12 protein-coding genes and 3 pseudogenes are annotated in these 16125 nt (G+C 73.8%); 5 read left to right on the top strand and 10 right to left on the bottom strand.

The features are described from left to right. Nucleotides 1-99 precede the first annotated feature (99 nt). The 5 genes from ABD946_RS01120 (at nt 100) to ABD946_RS01100 (ending at nt 5951) form a co-directional block, all read left to right on the top strand. A complete protein-coding gene (locus ABD946_RS01120) occupies nt 100-1437 on the top strand; it encodes a diaminobutyrate--2-oxoglutarate transaminase family protein (protein ID WP_345279098.1) in 1338 nt (445 codons plus the stop codon). Nucleotides 1438-1689: 252 nt separating this feature from the next. Beyond that, nucleotides 1690-3132 carry a pyridoxal phosphate-dependent decarboxylase family protein gene (locus ABD946_RS01115; protein WP_345279096.1) on the top strand — a complete coding sequence of 481 codons (1443 nt, stop codon included), beginning with the start codon at nt 1690-1692 and terminating at the stop codon, nt 3130-3132. A 48-nt stretch (nt 3133-3180) separates the two neighbouring features. Beyond that, complete coding sequence (locus tag ABD946_RS01110) at nt 3181-3639, top strand: peptidylprolyl isomerase (protein ID WP_345279094.1); 459 nt, start codon at nt 3181-3183, stop codon at nt 3637-3639. 360 nt (nt 3640-3999) lie between these two features. Further along, complete coding sequence (locus ABD946_RS01105; protein WP_345279092.1) at nt 4000-4722, top strand: tRNA-dependent cyclodipeptide synthase; 723 nt, start codon at nt 4000-4002, stop codon at nt 4720-4722. A 32-nt stretch (nt 4723-4754) separates the two neighbouring features. After that, on the top strand, nt 4755-5951 hold the full coding sequence (locus ABD946_RS01100; protein ID WP_345279090.1) for a cytochrome P450: 1197 nt from the start codon (nt 4755-4757) through the stop codon (nt 5949-5951). 117 nt (nt 5952-6068) lie between these two features. Here ABD946_RS01100 and ABD946_RS01095 read toward each other — a convergent pair whose 3' ends face one another. From ABD946_RS01095 to ABD946_RS01050, 10 genes and pseudogenes are all read right to left on the bottom strand, one after another. Further along, nucleotides 6069-6866, bottom strand: a complete 798-nt coding sequence (locus ABD946_RS01095; RefSeq protein WP_345279358.1) for an inositol monophosphatase family protein — start codon at nt 6864-6866, stop codon at nt 6069-6071. 119 nt (nt 6867-6985) lie between these two features. Continuing rightward, nucleotides 6986-8164 (bottom strand): type III PLP-dependent enzyme, encoded by a 1179-nt coding sequence (locus ABD946_RS01090; protein WP_345279088.1) that lies wholly within the window; start codon nt 8162-8164, stop codon nt 6986-6988. Next, nucleotides 8164-9873, bottom strand: a complete 1710-nt coding sequence (locus tag ABD946_RS01085) for an IucA/IucC family protein (RefSeq protein WP_345279086.1) — start codon at nt 9871-9873, stop codon at nt 8164-8166. The genes ABD946_RS01090 and ABD946_RS01085 overlap by 1 nt, the downstream gene beginning before the upstream one ends. Continuing rightward, the gene (locus ABD946_RS01080; RefSeq protein WP_345279084.1) at nt 9870-11066 is read right to left on the bottom strand and encodes an MFS transporter; all 1197 of its coding nucleotides are present in this window, start codon (nt 11064-11066) and stop codon (nt 9870-9872) included. Before ABD946_RS01080 ends, ABD946_RS01085 begins: the two co-directional genes overlap by 4 nt. Then, the gene (locus ABD946_RS01075) at nt 11063-12844 is read right to left on the bottom strand and encodes an IucA/IucC family protein (RefSeq protein WP_345279082.1); all 1782 of its coding nucleotides are present in this window, start codon (nt 12842-12844) and stop codon (nt 11063-11065) included. The genes ABD946_RS01080 and ABD946_RS01075 overlap by 4 nt, the downstream gene beginning before the upstream one ends. Further along, nucleotides 12841-14037 (bottom strand): ATP-grasp domain-containing protein, encoded by a 1197-nt coding sequence (locus ABD946_RS01070; RefSeq protein ID WP_345279080.1) that lies wholly within the window; start codon nt 14035-14037, stop codon nt 12841-12843. Before ABD946_RS01070 ends, ABD946_RS01075 begins: the two co-directional genes overlap by 4 nt. An 84-nt stretch (nt 14038-14121) precedes the next feature. After that, a pseudogene (locus ABD946_RS01065) lies at nt 14122-14727 on the bottom strand (ABC transporter substrate-binding protein); the annotation flags it as partial. Between the two features lie 110 nt (nt 14728-14837). Then, nucleotides 14838-15107 carry an ABC transporter substrate-binding protein gene (locus ABD946_RS01060; protein ID WP_345279078.1) on the bottom strand — a complete coding sequence of 90 codons (270 nt, stop codon included), beginning with the start codon at nt 15105-15107 and terminating at the stop codon, nt 14838-14840. 95 nt (nt 15108-15202) lie between these two features. Continuing rightward, nucleotides 15203-16016: pseudogene (locus tag ABD946_RS01055) on the bottom strand (ABC transporter ATP-binding protein). Next, nucleotides 16013-16125, bottom strand: a pseudogene (locus ABD946_RS01050) (iron ABC transporter permease); the annotation flags it as partial. The pseudogenes ABD946_RS01055 and ABD946_RS01050, both read right to left, overlap by 4 nt.

Genomic DNA, 16125 nt, shown 5'->3' with positions numbered 1-16125 from the left:
TGTCAGGCGCACCCGATCAGGTGAATCTCCGGGGTGCGGGCCGGGCGGGGATCGGTGGCCAGTAAAGTTAGGCTTACCTAACCTAAAGGGGAGTCCGCCTTGTCCCTCACCGCCGCCCCGTCGGCCGGCGCCGCCATCCTGCGCCGCCAGCGCGTCCGCGAATCGGCCGCCCGCACCTACGCCCGCTCCTTCCCGATCGTGCCGGTGCGCGCCAACGGGATGACGGTCGAGGGCGCCGACGGCCGCCGGTACCTGGACTGCCTCTCCGGCGCCGGCACCCTGGTGCTCGGCCACAACCACCCCGTGGTGCTCGCCGCCATCCGCCGCACCCTGGACAGCGGCGCCCCGCTCCACCTGCTCGACCTGGCCACGGCGGAGAAGGACGACTTCACCACCGCGCTCTTCGAGAGCCTGCCCGAGGGCCTCGCCACCTCCTCCCGGGTGCACTTCTGCGGCCCCGCCGGCACCGACGCGGTCGAGGCCGCGCTGAAGCTGATGCAGACCGCGACGGGTCGGCGGGGCGCGCTCGCCTTCACCGGCGCCTACCACGGCATGACGGCCGGGGCGCTGGCGGTCACCGGCTCGGTGGAGGTCAAGGAGCCGCTGCCGACCGGGGGCGAGGTCACCCGGCTGCCGTACCCCTATGCCTACCGCTGCCCGTTCGGGGAGGGCGCGCGGGGCGCCGAGCTCTCCGCCACCTACGTGGAGCGGCTCCTTGACGACCCGTCGGGCGGGGTGCTGCCGCCCGCCGCGATGATCCTGGAGGCTGTGCAGGGCGAGGGCGGCGTGGTGCCCGCGCCGGACGGCTGGCTGCGGGAGATGCGGCGGATCACGGCGGAGCGGGGGATCCCGCTGATCGTGGACGAGGTGCAGACCGGCGTCGGCCGGACCGGAGCCATGTGGGCGGTGGAGCACAGCGGGATCGTCCCCGACGCGATGGTCCTCTCGAAGGCCATCGGCGGCAGCCTGCCGCTGGCGGTGGTGGTCTACCGCGAGGAGTACGACGGCTGGCTCCCCGGTGCCCACACCGGCACCTTCCGGGGCAACACCCTGGCGATGGCGGCCGGCGCCGCGACCCTCCGGTACGTCGCGGAGCACGGGCTGGTGGAGCGGGCGGCCCTGCTCGGCGCGCGGATGACCGCGCGGCTGGACGGGCTCAAGGGCCGGCTCCCGGTGATCGGCGACGTCCGCGGCCGCGGCCTGATGATCGGCGTCGAGCTCGTCGACCCGGCCGGCGAACCCGACCGCTGCGGCTCCCACCCCGCCGATCCCGCCCTCGCCCGCCGCGTCCGCGAGGCCTGCCTCGAACGCGGCCTGATCGTCGAACTCGGCGGCCGCCACGACGCGGTGCTTCGCCTGCTGCCGCCCCTCACCATCACCGACGACCAGGTCGACGCGGTCCTCGACCGCCTGGCCGACGCCATCGAGGCGAGCTGACACCCCGCGGGAGCGCCCCGCAGGGGCGCGAGGAACTGCGCGCAGGGGAACGGCAGCACGTGCAACTGGCTCTCCTGCCCCGATCTAGCACTGGGCCGCCTTCCGACTCGCGCAGTTCCTCGCGCCCCCGGGTTGACCACCTACGGTCCTCGCGCCCCCCGGGTTGACCACCTATGGTCCTCGCGCCCCCGGGGTGACCGCCTACGGTCCTCGCGCCCCCGGGCGTGGCCAAGTGCAGAAAGGAGTACCCGCGTGAGCGAGCTTCGCAGTGCGGTGGAGCTGGCGTTGATCGGGTTGGAGGTGGGGGCCGCCCGGCGGGGCGGGCCGGTGCCGGCGGTGAGTCCGGAGGCGTTGGCGGAGCAGGTCCGCGGGGTGCTCGGCCTGCAGGAGCAGGACGACGACGCGCTGCTGCGGTTCACCGAGCTGCTCGCCTACGGTTCGGCCGATCCCGGGCATCCGGCGTGCGCGGCACACCTGCACTGCCCGCCCCTCCCGGTCGCCGTCGCCGCCGACCTCGCCGTCTCCGCCCTGAACCCCTCGCTCGACTCCTGGGACCAGGCCCCGGCCGCCACCACCATGGAGGCCGAGCTGATCGCCGAGCTCGCCGCGATGGTCGGCTTCGACCCGGCCACCGCGGCCGGGGTGCTGACCACCGGCGGGACCGAGTCCAACCTGATGGGCCTGTTCCTCGCCCGGGACCACGCCCTCGGCGGCGAGGTCTCGGCGGACGGCGTCCCGGCCGGCCGCCGTCCGGTGGTCCTCGCCTCGGAGGCCGCGCACTTCTCGGTGCAGCGCGCCGCCGCCCTGCTCGGCCTCGGCGAGCGCGCCGTGCTCCCCGTCGCCGTGGACCGCACGCTGCGGATGGACCCGGCGGCGCTGGCGGAGCGGTTGAAGGAGACGGTGCGTCAGGGGAGGACCCCGGTGGCGGTGGTGGCCACGGCCGGGGTGACGGACACCGGGGCGGTGGATCCGCTGCCGGAGGCGGCGGAGCTGGCGGCGGAGTACGGGGTCTGGCTGCACGTGGACGCCGCGTACGGGGGAGGAGCGCTGCTCTCCGAGCGGCTGGCCCCGCTGCTCGCCGGAATCGAGCGGGCCGACTCGGTGTCGCTCGACTGGCACAAGTTCGGCTGGCAGCCGACCGCCGCCGGGGTGTTCCTGGCCCGGCGGGCGGAGAGCTTCGGGCCGCTGGAGCGCCGGGCGGTCTACCTCAATCCGGCGGACGACGACGAGGCCGGGTACCCGAGCCTGCTGGGCCGTTCGCTGCGCACCACCCGGCGGGCCGACGCGTTCAAGCTGCTGGTCACGCTGCGGACCTTCGGGCGGGCCGGGCTGGGCGCCCGGGTGGAGGCCTGTCGTGAACTGGCCCTGGCCACCGCCGACTCGGTGCGGGGGATGCCCGGTCTCGAGCTGTACTGCGAGCCGGTGTTGTCCACGGTGGTGTTCCGCTACCGCCCGGAGAGCGGAGCCGGGCCCGAGGAGCTGGACCGGCTCAATGCCGAGCTGCGACGGGAGCTGCTGCGGACCGGCCGGGCGGTGGTGGGCCGCACCGAGCTGCCGGGCGAGGGGCCGGGGCGGATCCGGCTCAAGCTGACCCTGCTGAACCCGGAGGCCACGCCCGCCGACACGGCGGCGGTGCTGGCCGAGGTGGTGGCGGCCGGAGGGCGGATCAGAACCGATCGGACCGGGCGGATCTGACGTATGGTTCGAAAATAGGACACTTCCAGTGATGGCAGGTGGTTGGCGGTGGCGAACCGAACCGTGCTGATCGAGACCTCCAAGGGCTCGGTCACCGTGGAGCTCTACGAGGACGAGGCGCCGGTCACGGCGGCGAACTTCGCGGACCTGGTCGGCCGGGGCTTCTACGACGGCCTGACCTTCCACCGGCACGAGCCGGGATTCGTCATCCAGGGCGGCGATCCGAAGGGGAACGGCACCGGTGGATTCACCGATCCGGAGACCGGCCGGGAGCGCACCATCGCGCTGGAGGTGAAGCCGGGCCTGCAGCACGGCGAGGCCGGCGCGGTGGCGATGGCCCGCAGCCAGAATCCGAACAGCGCCTCCAGCCAGTTCTACATCACCCTCGGCCCCGCCCCCTTCCTGGACATGAACTACGCGGTCTTCGGCCGGGTCACCTCGGGGATGGACGTGGTCGAGCAGCTCAGGGCGGGTGACCGGGTGGTCAGTGCCACGCTCGGTGACTGAACCGGAATTTGGTGGAACGGACAGCCGGGGCGCCGCTCCGGCTGTCACAATTCGTAGGTAAGACAGAGCAGTTGACGCCCCGTGGGTGATTCCGGGGTGGATCCGTGGACATACCTTCTCCGGCGCTGTCCAGCTGTTTTCGGCCGCACTCCGACGGGATTTCGCCAACCGCCGGTGTGTGCTTGCGGATCGGGAGAAGCCCGGCGGTAACTTCTTGTAGCCGCCGCCACACCGGGAGCACACGGCTCCTTGGGACTTGCGGCGCGAGGGAGCAGCGAACCCGCCGTCATCCGGCGCGGCCACTCCCGCATCGACGCGAACCTTCCCCCGTACTCAGCCCTGCCCTGCGGAGGCCTCGGCATGACCGAAACACTCCTGAGCACCACCTTCAGCACCTTCCAGGCCCTGCCGTTCTCCGACCGCTGCCACCGGGTCTGGCAGCGCGGCGACCACCTGCTGGTCGGCGTCAGCCCCGGCAACAGCTACTTCAGCCAACTGCGGATCGCCCAACTCGTCCGTTGGGGACGCCAGTTCTTCGACACCGTCGACGTGGTCTACGCCGACCTGCACGTGGACACCCAGTACGCGGTGAACGGCTACCCCGCCGAGCTGGCGCTGCGCCGGGCCGGCAAGGAGATCAAGGCGACCAGGCGCCGGATCGAACGCGGCGTCGCGCTGGCCGGCCGGAGCGGGGTCGGCGTGCACGCCCTCTCCGAGTTCGCGGACACCACGGCCTACCGGCGGCTGCGCGGCGAGGTGGCGGCCGCGATGGACGAGGACGCCGAGTTCCGCGCCGCCGCCGAACTGATGGCGGCCGGCTTCCTGGCCTCCCGGCTGGCCGGGGACGAGACGCCCACGGCGGAGCAACTGGCCGCCGGGCTCGGCTACATCGCGGCCGAGCTGCCGTTCTTCCTGGACACCCCGAGCCTGCTCGGGGTGGAGTCCTCGGTCTCCTGCTACCACGTCGAACTCCCGCTCACCCCCGTCCTGTTCGGCCGTGACCACGGCCTGCGGGCGGTCCCCGGCCAGGGCTACGCGGTGCTCCGGCCCCGGGTCGCACCGCAACTGGCCGACGCCGCCTGATCCTTGAGACCTTTGAAGAGAGAGCTCCTTCGATGACCACGAGTGCGCAGTGCCCGTACACCTTCCCGCTCTCCCGGCGCGGCGACGTGCTGCCCGAGGAGGCCACCCTGCTGCGGGAGCAGGCCCCCGTCGCCCGGGTGACCACGCTGACCGGCGACCCGGCCTGGCTGGTGAGCAGCTACGCGCTGGCCAAGCAGGTGCTGGAGGACGAGCGGCTCAGCCTGCCGGCCACCGCCAACCCCGGGGTGCCGCGGCAGTACGCGCTGACCATCCCGCCGGAGGTGGTCGACAACATGGGCAAGATCAACAGCGCCGGGCTGCGGGACGCCGTGATGAAGACCCTCTCCCCGCGCGCGGACAAGGAGTTGGCGAGCTGGCTGGAGACCGAGGCGCACCGCCTGGTCGACGAGCTGGTGGCGAAGGGCGCGCCGGGCGAGCTGAAGGACGGGTTCACCGATCCGTACTCGGCGGCGCTGCACTGCCGGCTGCTGGGGATCCCGGCGGACGACTGGCGGCAGCTGATGTCCGGGATCGACGTGGCCTTCCTGACCAGCCCCGAGGTGTTCGAGGGGTCGGCGGCGAACTGGTACCGCGATCTGGGCTACATGCTGGGGAAGTTGAACGCGGACCCGGCGCCGAAGGACGGGCTGCTCGGGCGGTTCGTGGCGCTGCGGGAGGTGCGGGACGACCTGGAGGACGACGAGCTGCTGGCGACGGTGGCGCTCTCGCTCTTCGGCGCGGGGGCGGTGTCGACCTCGGCGTTCCTGCTGCACGCGGTCATCGCGCTGCTGAAGCAGCCGGAGCTGGCGGAGCGGCTGCGACGGGAGCCGGCGGTGATCGGGCGGGCGGTGGACGAGCTGCTGCGGTACAACCTGTCGATCGGGGACGCGCTGCCGCGGCTGGCCCTGGCCGATGTCCAGGTCAGGGACGTGCTGGTCCGCGAGGGCGAGCTGGTCCTGGTCCTGATCGAGGGCGCCAACTACGACCCGGAGGTCTTCCCGGACCCGGAACGGATCGACTTCGACCGCGAGGCCAACCCGCACCTGGCCTTCGGCGCCGGCCGCCACTTCTGCCCGGCCTCGGCGTTGGGGCGCACCCATGCGGAGATCGCTCTGCAGGTCCTGGTGGAGCGGCTCCCGGAGCTCCGGTTGGCCATCCCGGTCGACCAACTCGCCTGGCGCCCGGGCTTCATCAAGCGCCTCCCGGAGCGCCTCCCGGTCCTCTGGTGAGTGCGGCTCCGCCGAGCGGGCGCGTCGTGGAAAGGCAGCACGTGCAACTGGCTGACGGTGGTTCAGCTGCCGGTGGGCCGCCTTCCGACTCGCGCAGTTCCTCGCGCCCCTGGGCGCTCACGCGGTGAGCACGGTGCGTACGTGTTCCCAGGTGGCGGGGTCGGCGGCGACCAGGAGGCCTTCGGGGCCGCCGGGCGGGGTGGGGGCGTAGGGGGTGCCGTCGAGGCGGGCGGAGACGCCGCCGGATTCGGTGACCAGGAGGGAGCCGGGGGAGTGGTCCCAGGGGAGGGTGCGCCAGTAGAGGATGAACTCGAGTTCGCCCTCGGCGACCAGGGGGTACTCGATGCCGGCCGCGCTCAGGCCGCCGAAGGTGCGGCCGAAGGCGGTGGTGGCGGCGGACTGGAGCCGGTGGTGCTCGGCCGGGTCGAGGAAGCGGCTCTTGAGGATGCCGCGCCACTTGTCCGCCGGGTCGGTGACCGGCGGCCGGAGCAGGCGGTGGCCGTTGCGCCAGGCACCGGAGCCGAGCTCCGCCGCGTAGGCCGTCCCGGTGACGGGCTGCCAGATCCAGGAGGCCACCGTCCGTCCGGAGCGGACCAGCGAGGCCATCACGGCGTAGTCGGGCTTCCCGGCGGCGAAGTTGGCGGTGCCGTCGACCGGGTCCACCAGCCAGGCGGCGGGCTCGGTGAGCAGGGCCCGGGCGAGGGCGGGGTCGGCGGCGACGGCTTCCTCGCCGACCACGGGGACGGGGAGGAGTTCGCGCAGCCGTCGGGAGATGATCACCTCGGCCTCGCGGTCGGCGACGGTGACCACCTCGCCGGGGGCCTTCTCCATCACCTCGCCGGCCGCCAGTGCCCGGAACCGCGGCTCGACCGCCTCGGCCGACGCCTCGGCGAGGATCTCGGCCACCTTCTCCATCAGCACCTTCGTGCTCCCTTCACCCACCCCCACTCTCCCACGCCGCCGCCCGCGCCGACCTGCCGGGTTGGCCCGACGGGTCGTCAGCGGGCGGTGGCGCGGGAGAGCGGGAGCGGCGGTCAGCCCAGGTAGTGGAAGCCCGGGCGGGGGTGCATCAGGAACTCGTGGTGGGAGATGTTCCAGGCGTAGGCCCCGGCCATCGCGAAGACCACCCGGTCGCCGGCCCGCAGGGTCTCCACCGGCTGGTGGGCGGAGAGGACGTCCTTGGGGGTGCAGAGCTGGCCGGAGACGGTGACCTTGCCGGTGGTGACGGCGGGGCGCTCCCAGGGGTGCGGCCACTCCTCGACCGGCTGGACGGTGAAGGGCTGGTCGTGGCCGCGGGTGGCGGGGGTGCGCAGGTGGTGGGTGCCGCCGCGGACGATGGCGAAGTCCTCGCCGTGGCTCTGCTTCACGTCCAGCACCTCGGTGGCGTAGTACCCGCAGTAGGAGGTGAGGGCGCGGCCCGGCTCGATCCGCAGGGTCAGGCCGGGATGCCGGTCCAGCAGCTCGGCCAGGCCCTTGCCGAAGGAGGTCCAGTCGAAGCGGGCGCACGGGTCGGCGTAGTCGACCGCCATGCCGCCGCCGACGTTGACCTCGTGCAGGAGGAAGCCGTGCTCCTCGGCCAGCGCCGCCGACCAGGCCACCACCCGCTCGGCCAGGCCGAGTTGGGCGTCCGCGTCCAGTCCGCTGGCCAGGTGGGCGTGCACGCCGCGCAGCCGCAGCCGCTCGAAGCCGGGCTCCGCCAGCAGCCGGACGCAGCGCTCGACCAGCGCCGGGTCCAGGCCGAAGGAGGTGGGCCGGCCGCCCATGGCCAGCTTCACGCCGTCCAGCGAGCCGTCGGTGACCGGGAGGTTGGCGCGCAGCAGCACGTCCACCGGCTCGACCGCCAGCGAGGCCAGCAGGCGCAGCTCGTGCTCGCTCTCCACGTGCCAGCGCCGCACGCCCAGCTCCAGCGCGGCGGCGATCTCGGCCGGGGTCTTGCCCGGGCCGCCGAAGGCCAGCGGGTGGTCCGGCACGGCGGTGTGCACATGGGCCAGCTCGCCGCCGGAGGAGACCTCGTAGCCGTCCACCGCATCGGCCAGGGCGGCCAGCACCGGCTGCTCGGGGTTGGCCTTGGCGGCGTAGTACAGCTCCACCCGCCCGGGCAGCGCGGCCCGGACGGCGGCGGCGTGGGCGCGGAGTGCGGCCAGGTCGTAGACGTAGACGGGGAACTGCTCGGGCGTCAGGGACGCCACCAGCTGCGGGACGGACTCGGTCATCAGACGCTCCAGCTCAGTGCGAGGACGGACTCGCCCAGCGGTGAGGGCAGCGGGACGTAGCCGGCCTCGCGGTCCGCCTTGCGCGCCCAGCGGGTCATCAGGTTGGCCTTGGCGGGCAGCGGCACCCCGGCGAGCAGGGCGGCCAGCCGCGGCGGGCAGCCGTGCGCGTCGGCGTACTCGCCGAGCACGGAGCGGAGTTCGGCCCAGAAGGCGGCCTCCGACCCCGGGTGCAGGTCGGCCAGGGCGGAGACGAACTCGGAGAGGTGGTTGACCACCAGGCAGTACACCACCCGGTCCCAGCCGCGCTGGGCGTCATAGGTCATCGGCCCGGCCACCTCGGGGGGCAGGGCGGCGAGCAGGGCGGCGTTCTGCTCGGGGAGCAGCTTGGTGCCCTCCAGGTCGCGGTAGAGCACCTGGACGGGGTGGCCCGCGGCGTCCACGCCGAGCAGCACGTTCTGCAGGTGCGGCTCCAGCACCACGCCGTGCTCGAAGTAGGCGGAGAGCACCGGCGGCACCGCCAGGCGCAGGTAGGCGCCCCACCACTCCAGCGCCTCGGCCGGACCCGAACCGCTCAGCAGGGAGCCGAGCTGGGCGGAGCTGGTCGGGTACTCGTCGGCCACCGCGGCGGCCAGCAGGGCGGTGGTGCCCGGCTTCAGGTGGCGCTCCAGGCCCTCGCGGACGATCAGGCCGAAGCCCTCGAAGAGCGAGACGTCCACCTTCCCGTCGGGCCCGGGCAGGGCCAGGGTGCGGAACGCGGGCTCGCGCAGCATCGCGGCCTCGGGGTGCTGCTCGGCCAGCCGGGCGAAGGGCTCGGCCAGCAGCCGGGTGAGGGTGACGGCGCCGGTCAGCTCGTAGGCGGCGTTCTTGCGCAGGCAGTTGGTGATCCGCACGTTCAGGCTGAACTTGAGGAAGGCGCCCGCGCCGTGCAGGGTGCGCACCGAGGCGGTGGCGGTGAAGTCCTCGCCGCGCTCGCCGAGGTCGATCACGTCGCCGCGCCCGATCGCGGCGGTCAGGCCGGGGTGGTCGTGCAGGAGTTCGTACTGCCAGGGGTGGGCGGGCAGCAGGGTGTAGCCCTCGGGCACCTCGCCCAGCGAGTCCAGCAGGGTGAGCGCGCCGGGGTCGGCGGTGTCCTGGGCGATGTACTCGCTGCGCACCGCGAGGTGGCGCAGGCGGAACGCCGCCCGGGCCTCGGGGGCGTAGTCGTCCCAGGAACCGCGCTCGGCGTAGCGGGACTTGGGGGCGGGGTGGAAGCGGTGGCCGAAGACGAGGGCCTGTTCGGACTCCAGGTAGCGGTCCGGGCCGGCGGCGGGGCGGCGGTCCAGGCCGTGGGCCACCCCGGCGCGGCTGGAGGCCACCTGGGTGAGGAACTCCTCGTTGGTCACGCCGGTGCGCAGCGTGAGCTCGGCCTCGACGTGCCCGGCCAGCTCCTGCCAGGTCAACTCCCGCTCCTCGCCCGGGCCTTCCTGGAAGACCGGGCCGGTGAAGCGGTGCGCGCCGACCAGGGAGGTGCGGCGCAGCGCGACCCGCAGGGTCACGCCGCGCCGGGGCAGGCGCAGGTGCAGCACGCCGTCGGCGACGGCGCTCTGGTGCTCGGGGCCGGAGACCTCGCGGAGCAGGCAGTTGAGCAGGGTGTGCGCCACCGCGTGGTCGGCGGTGGGGAGTTCGGTGGGCGCCACGGACCGGAGGTCGGTGTCGGCGGGAGAGGTCATCGGTGGCTCCGGCGGGAGAGGAGGGCGAGGAGGGCGGCGGCCAGCGCGGCGACGGTGCCCGTCAGCACGGGGGCGGAGGCACCGAAGGCGCCGTTGACCAGCGCGGCCACCACCCCGGCGGCGACCGCGCCGCCCTTGGAGACGAATTCGAGCGAGCCGAACATGCGGCCCGGGGCCCGGCCGCGCGCGGCCTCGGCGGCGAGCACCGAGAGGCAGACCAGACCGAGGGTCAGGCCGACGCCGAGCAGCAGGCGGGCGAGGGTGAAGGTGAGCAGGGAGTGGGCCGGCCAGTGCGCGGCCAGGCCGAGCGCGACGAAGCCGAGGCCGACGGCCATCCCGGTGCGCGGCCGGTCGGCGAAGCGGGTGTGGACCCGCCCGGCGGCGGCCAGGTAGCACAGGTGCGGCAGGGCGAACAGCAGGCCGGTGACGGTCCCGTTGACCCCGGGCATCCGCTCCTCGACCAGCGAGACCAGATAGGGGAAGGAGATGATGGTGGAGAAGACGAAGCCGAACTCGAGGGCGTAGAGCAGCTTGAGCGAGCCGGCCGGCTGCTCGGCGGTGCCGCTCGCGGCGGCCTTCTCCGGCCGCTCGGGGCAGGCCGGTTCGGGCAGCAGCGAGAGCAGCGCGGCGGCGGCCAGCGGCAGCACCGCCATCACCAGGTACTGCCGGTGCGGGGATATCCAGGGCGAGAGCGCGCCGACCAGGATCGGCGCGGCCACCAGGGAGGCCCGGGCGGCGCCCTGCATCAGGGTGAGCGCCTTGGAGAGCTGGGAGCCCTCCAGCGCCGCGGCCAGGTAGCCGTTGGTGGCGGCGAAGGTGCCGCCGAGGAAGCCCTGGAGCACCAGTGCCACGGTGAAGGCGGGCAGGCTGTCGGCCCACCCGGCCAGCAGGAAGGAGACGGTGAGCCCGAGTTGGGCCCGCAGCAGCAGCCGCTTGCGGCCGAAGCGGTCGGCCAGCCGGCCCCAGAGCGGGGCGCCCAGGCCGCTGAAGACCGTCGGCACGATGTAGAGGACCCCGGCCCAGCTGCCGTCCGCGTCGCCGAGCCCGGGCAGGATCGCGGTGAGGAAGGGCGGCAGGCCGAGCGCGGCGAAGGAGGCCACGAAGTAGCAGGCGGCCACGGCGTGCACCTGACGGCGGTCCAGCCCGGCCGGAGCCGGGGCCAGGACGGCGCGCTCGGCGGCGGCGGTGGTCATCGGGCGTCCGCCCGGGTCCCGTCAGCGCCGCCGTCGGCCTCCCGGGCCACTGTTCCGGGAACCCCGGCCCCGGCCGGGCCGGCTCCCCGAAGCCCCTCCCTCAGCAGGTAGTTGGGCCCGGAGGTGTAGTGCTTGTTGATGTCGGCGGCGCCCGAGCGCTCCTTGCTGAGCAGCGACCCGGCGGTGACCATCGCCTTCACCGGCAGCCGCTCGGCCTGCAACAGGCCGGCCCGCAGGCCCTCGCCGGCCGGGCCGATCCGCTCGACCCCGTGCTCCAGGGTCTCCCGCAGCAGGCCGAGGGTCTCCTCCAGCGGTGCCCGGCCGTGCTCGGCCAGTCCGAAGGCCAGCGAGGCGGTGCACAGGTGCCCGGTGATGGTGGTGAACAGGTCGGTGATCGCCCGGTCGGTCTCGGAGAAGGTCCGCGGGTCGGTGAAGTCCGCCGTGTGGGCGGCGAGTTCGCCGATCCGGGCGGAGTTCACCCGGGGGCCGTCGTTGTCCTTGTACAGCAGCCGCAGCCGGGTGGCGCCGTCCACGGTGTCCAGCACCAGCGAGGTGTTCTGCTGGTGCGACTCCAACGCGAACCCCAGCCCGTACAGTGCGGTCTGCCAGTCGATCAGCAGCTCCAGCAGCGCCCGGTAGAGCGCGAGCGCCGAGCCGCCGTAGAAGCGCTCGGCGAGCAGGTCGATCACCAGCCCGTCGGGGGCCTCGGCCAGCAGCGAGGCCAGCGGCACCGTCACGGCCCGCTCCAGACCGGCCGGGTAACGCCGGGTCAGCACGGCCACCAGCTCGTGGCCGGTGTGCGCGTAGCCCTGCTCGTCGGCGTGCAGGATCCGCTCGGCGAAGCGCGGTTCGCGGGCCAGGACGGCCTCGATCAGCCGCTGCCCGGCCGCGCCGTCCTCCAGCACCCCGGGCTTGATGGTGCGCCGGTTGCGCAGGCCCAGGGTGGCGGTGGCCAGCGGCAGCTTGAGGTGCCACTCGGGGTGTTCGACCAGGGCGACGGTGCGCATCGACAGGGTGGGCACCACCTCCAGGTACGAGGGCCCGGCCAGCACCGCGCCGGGGGTGGCGGCCAGCGCGTCCGCGGTGCTCAGCGGGTGCACCGGGAGCGGCAGGTGGGTGCCGGTCAGTTCGCCCAGCCCCAGCCGCTCCAGGGTCGGCCACCAGGCGGGGCGCTCCCCGAGGGTGTCCACCGCGAGCGCGCCGGCCGGCACGGCCAGCCAGCGCAGCTCGAAGGAGGGGTGGAACTCCGGTGCGTACTGCCGCAGTTCGGCGTCGCTCAGGCCGGAGCGGCCGCGCGCGGTCGGGTATACCGGGTGGTCGAGGAAGGCGGCCAGGGTGTCGAAGGCGAGCGAGGCGCCGAGGCCCTCCCAGTGGGCGGGGTGCTCGCCGTGGCGCAGCGCCAGCAGGTCCAGCACCTGGCCGTGGACGGCCTCGTGCAGCTCCATGGTGGCCAGGGTCTGGCGGCACTCCTCGGCGAAGCCCCGGTAGCCGTCCCGGTCCTGAGGGTCGGCCAGCTCGGCCAGATGGGCCAGGACGTCGTCCAGTGCGGTGAGTTCGCGGCCGTCGGCCAGCAGCAGCGGCAGCCGGGCGGTCCACTCGCTCTGGAAGCCGTCCGGGCGGACCGGCAGGGCCAGCGTCCCGGCCCGCAGCCAGGCGCCGTCGGCGCGCTGCTCCAGGAGGCTCTGGGTGCGCAGGCCGAGCACGTCCTCGCGCAGCAGGGCGCCGAGCACCCGCAGGGTCAGCTGCTCGGCGGCGGTGTGCAGCCGGACGGCGCTCATGCGCCGATCTCCCAGCGGTTCGCGGCGATGAACTCCGCCACGGTGCGGTCCACCGACGCCTGGTCGGGGCCGACCGCCCAGACCATGCCGAGGTAGTCCCGGTTGGTGCCGTAGTGGTCGTGCTTCTCGCCCACCCCGCGCACCGGGCGGTAGGAGAGCCGGACGCCGTCGACCTCGCCGTCGTACGGGCCGGGGGCGGCGTGCAGGGTGCCGGTCCGGTCGGCCAGCACGCCCTCGTTGCGGGCGCGCTTGTCGGTGCGGGCGCCGAGGTCGGCGGGGAGGGGGACGCCGAGGTGCGCGTTGAGCACGTGCTCGAAGAACGGGATCTCCAGCAGCTCGGCCAGCATCAGGTCGCAGGTGTCGCCGATGGCGCGGTAGTTGACCTCGATCAGGCGGGCCCGGCCGTCGGCCTGCACCACGAACTCGGTGTGGCAGGCGCCGAGGTTCACGCCGACCGCGTCCAGCTGGGCGAGCACCTGTGTGGTGACCGCCTCCGGGTGCGCGGGGACGTAGAACAGCACCTCCTCGATGAAGTTCGGCGGCGGCGAGAGCCGGGTGTGGAAGCCGCCCAGCACCTGCCGGGTGGTGCCGTCGCCGAGCGTCTCCAGGGTGTACAGCTCACCGGTCAGGAACTCCTCGACCAGCAGTACCGCCCCGGCCCGGCGGCCGCGGATCTCCCGTACGGCGGCGGCCAGTTGCTCCGCGTCCTCGACCAGGGTGACGTCCTCGCTGGCCACGCCCTCGCGCGGCTTGACCACGCAGGGGAACGGCGGGGTGAGGGCGGCCGGGTCGTCCTCCGGGGCCAGCTCGGCGGACCAGACCTCGTCCAGCCCGGCGGCGGCCAGGTGACGGCGCAGCTCGCCCTTGTTCTTGGCCCGGAAGGCGGCCTTCCAGTCCTTGCCCGGCAGGCCGAAGTACTCGGCGGCCAGCGCGGTCTGCACCTGGAGGTGGTCGCTGTTGCTGAACACCGCGTCGGGGGCCGGGAGCTGCGAGATCAGCCCGATCACCTCGCGGTGGTCCTGCACCGCGCACTCCAGCACCTCGGGCGCGAACTCCAGGCCCTCGTAGGCGCGGCGGTGCGCCTCGGCGTGGTCCGTGAGCACGGTGACCGTCAGGCCCAGTCTCGCCGCGGCGGGCAGGAATCCCTGGGTGACGGAGTCGGTGGGGTTGAGCGCGAGCAGGTACATCCGCATGCCGGAAGGTCCTCTTCGGGGTGAGGGGGTGGCCGGGGGAGGCGTGGTGTGGGCACGCCTCCCCGAACGGCCGGGTGGGGGTGACTACTTGGGCGCCTCGACGCCGGCGGCCTTGGCGATGTCGCCGAGCATCTGCTCCGCGGCCAGCACGCCGATGCCCGACATCCAGGTCTCGTCCGGCACGTTGAAGACCTTGTTGTTCTTCACCGCGTTCAGGCCCTGCCAGACCGGGTTGGCCTGGGTCTCGGCCTGCTTGGTCTTGCTCGGGTCGGTGGCGACGGTGACGAAGACCAGGTCGGCGTCGGCCTGGCTGATCTGCTCGGTGGAGATGTCCAGGATGTTCTTGTCCACGTCCTGCGCCGCCGGGCGGTTCAGGCCGATGTCCTTCAGCACGGTGCCGGAGTAGGAGGACTTGGCGTAGAGGCGGGTCGGGCCGGCCACGAAGCGGACCACCGAGGCGGTCGGGGCGGTGCCGCCGTTCTTGGCCTTGATCTCCTCGCCGAGCTTCTTGGCCTTGGCCTCGTAGTCGGAGAGCTTCTGCTTGGCCTCGGCCTCCTTGCCCAGGGCCTGGGCGTAGAGGGCCAGGTTCTCCTTCCACGGGAAGCCCGTGGTCTCGGCGAACACGGTCGGGGCGATGGCGTTGAGCTTGTCGTAGACCTTCTCGTGCCGGACCTTCGAGGAGAGGATCAGGTCGGGCTTGAGGGAGGCGATCAGCTCCAGGTTGGGCTCGGCGCTCGGGCCGACGTCCTTGGTGCCGGTGACCTTGCCGGACAGGTAGGCCGGGAAGCCGCCCTCGGTCTTCAGGTGCGGGCGACCGCGCCGACCGGGGTGATGCCCAGCAGGACCACGTCGTCCAGCTCGCCGCTGTCCAGCACCACGACCTTCTTGGGCTGGGTCTTGATCTCGGCGGTGCCCATGGCGTGCTTGACGCTGCGCGGGAAGACCGCGGCGTCGGCGGCCTTCGAGCCCTCGGCGGCCGGCTTGGCGTCGCCCGACGTGGCGCTGGAGCCGCAGGCGGCGAGCGAGACGGTGAGGGCGGCGGCCAGGAGGACGGCGGGGGTTCTGCGCATGACGGGTTCCTTGCTGTGAGAGGTTTCGGGCAGGGTGGGGCGACCGGCGGCGCGGCGGGGGAGCCCGGGCCGGGAGTTCGGGGGGTGGGGGTGCGTCAGACGCGCGCCGGGCGGCGGCTCCTGGCGCGGGGGACGACCAGCGGGGTGCCGGTCTCGGGGTCGGGGACGACCTGGCAGGGCACCTGGGAAGACGCTCTCCACCAGCTCGGCGGTGAGCACCTCGGCCGGTGCCCCGGCGGCCATCAGGTGACCGTCCTTCAGCACCACCAGGTGGTCGGCGTACCGGGCCGCCTGGCCGAGGTCGTGCAGCACCATCACCACGGTGCGCCCGGCCTCCTCGTGCAGGTCGGCGACCAGGTCGAGCACGTCCAGCTGGTGGCGCAGGTCGAGGAAGGTGGTCGGCTCGTCCAGCAGCAGCAGATCGGTGTCCTGGGCCAGCGCGAGCGCGATCCAGGCCCGCTGCCGCTGGCCCCCGGAGAGTTGGTCCACCGGCCGGTCGCGCAGCTCCGCCGTCCCGGTCCGGGTCAGCGCCTCCTCGACGGCGGCCTGGTCGGCGGCCGACCAGGGGCTGAGCATCCGCTGGTGCGGGTACCGGCCGAGCCGGACCAGCGACTCCACGGTGATCGCCTCGGGGGTGACGGGCTGCTGCGGCAGCAGGGCCGAGCCGCTTGGCCAGCGCACGGGCGGGCATCCGGTGGATGTCGGAGCCGTCCAGGGTGACGGTGCCGGCCGCCGGGGCAGCAGCCGGGTGAGGCCGCCGCAGCAGGGTGGACTTGCCGCAGGCGTTCGGGCCGACGATCGCGGTCACCGCACCGCCGGGCAGGGTGAGGTCCAGGCGTCGACGATCACGCGGTCGCCGTAGCGCAGCTGGAGACCGGCGGTGGCCAGCTGGTCGGGCTTGACGGTCATGCGTTCCTCCCCTGGGGCAGCCGCCCCTGGCGGATCATCAGGACCAGCAGCCAGGGCGCACCGAGGGTCGCGGTGACGGCGCCGACCGGCAGGCCGTGGACGGGCAGCA

This window comes from Kitasatospora albolonga (assembly GCF_039535905.1).
In the GTDB taxonomy this organism is placed as follows: Bacteria; Actinomycetota; Actinomycetes; order Streptomycetales; family Streptomycetaceae; genus Kitasatospora; species Kitasatospora albolonga.
Note: the sequence above shows the minus strand (reverse complement) of the source record. Positions and strands in the feature narration are given on the sequence as shown.

What these genes read in the sequence shown, in the direction of transcription:
- ABD946_RS01105 (WP_345279092.1), top strand. Translation starts at nt 4,000, where the DNA reads ATGACCGAAACACTCCTGAGCACCACCTTCAGCACCTTCCAGGCCCTG.
- ABD946_RS01100 (WP_345279090.1), top strand. Translation starts at nt 4,755, where the DNA reads ATGACCACGAGTGCGCAGTGCCCGTACACCTTCCCGCTCTCCCGGCGC.
- ABD946_RS01095 (WP_345279358.1), bottom strand. Translation starts at nt 6,866, where the DNA reads ATGGAGAAGGTGGCCGAGATCCTCGCCGAGGCGTCGGCCGAGGCGGTC.
- ABD946_RS01090 (WP_345279088.1), bottom strand. Translation starts at nt 8,164, where the DNA reads ATGACCGAGTCCGTCCCGCAGCTGGTGGCGTCCCTGACGCCCGAGCAG.
- ABD946_RS01085 (WP_345279086.1), bottom strand. Translation starts at nt 9,873, where the DNA reads ATGACCTCTCCCGCCGACACCGACCTCCGGTCCGTGGCGCCCACCGAA.
- ABD946_RS01080 (WP_345279084.1), bottom strand. Translation starts at nt 11,066, where the DNA reads ATGACCACCGCCGCCGCCGAGCGCGCCGTCCTGGCCCCGGCTCCGGCC.
- ABD946_RS01075 (WP_345279082.1), bottom strand. Translation starts at nt 12,844, where the DNA reads ATGAGCGCCGTCCGGCTGCACACCGCCGCCGAGCAGCTGACCCTGCGG.
- ABD946_RS01070 (WP_345279080.1), bottom strand. Translation starts at nt 14,037, where the DNA reads ATGCGGATGTACCTGCTCGCGCTCAACCCCACCGACTCCGTCACCCAG.
- ABD946_RS01060 (WP_345279078.1), bottom strand. Translation starts at nt 15,107, where the DNA reads ATGCGCAGAACCCCCGCCGTCCTCCTGGCCGCCGCCCTCACCGTCTCG.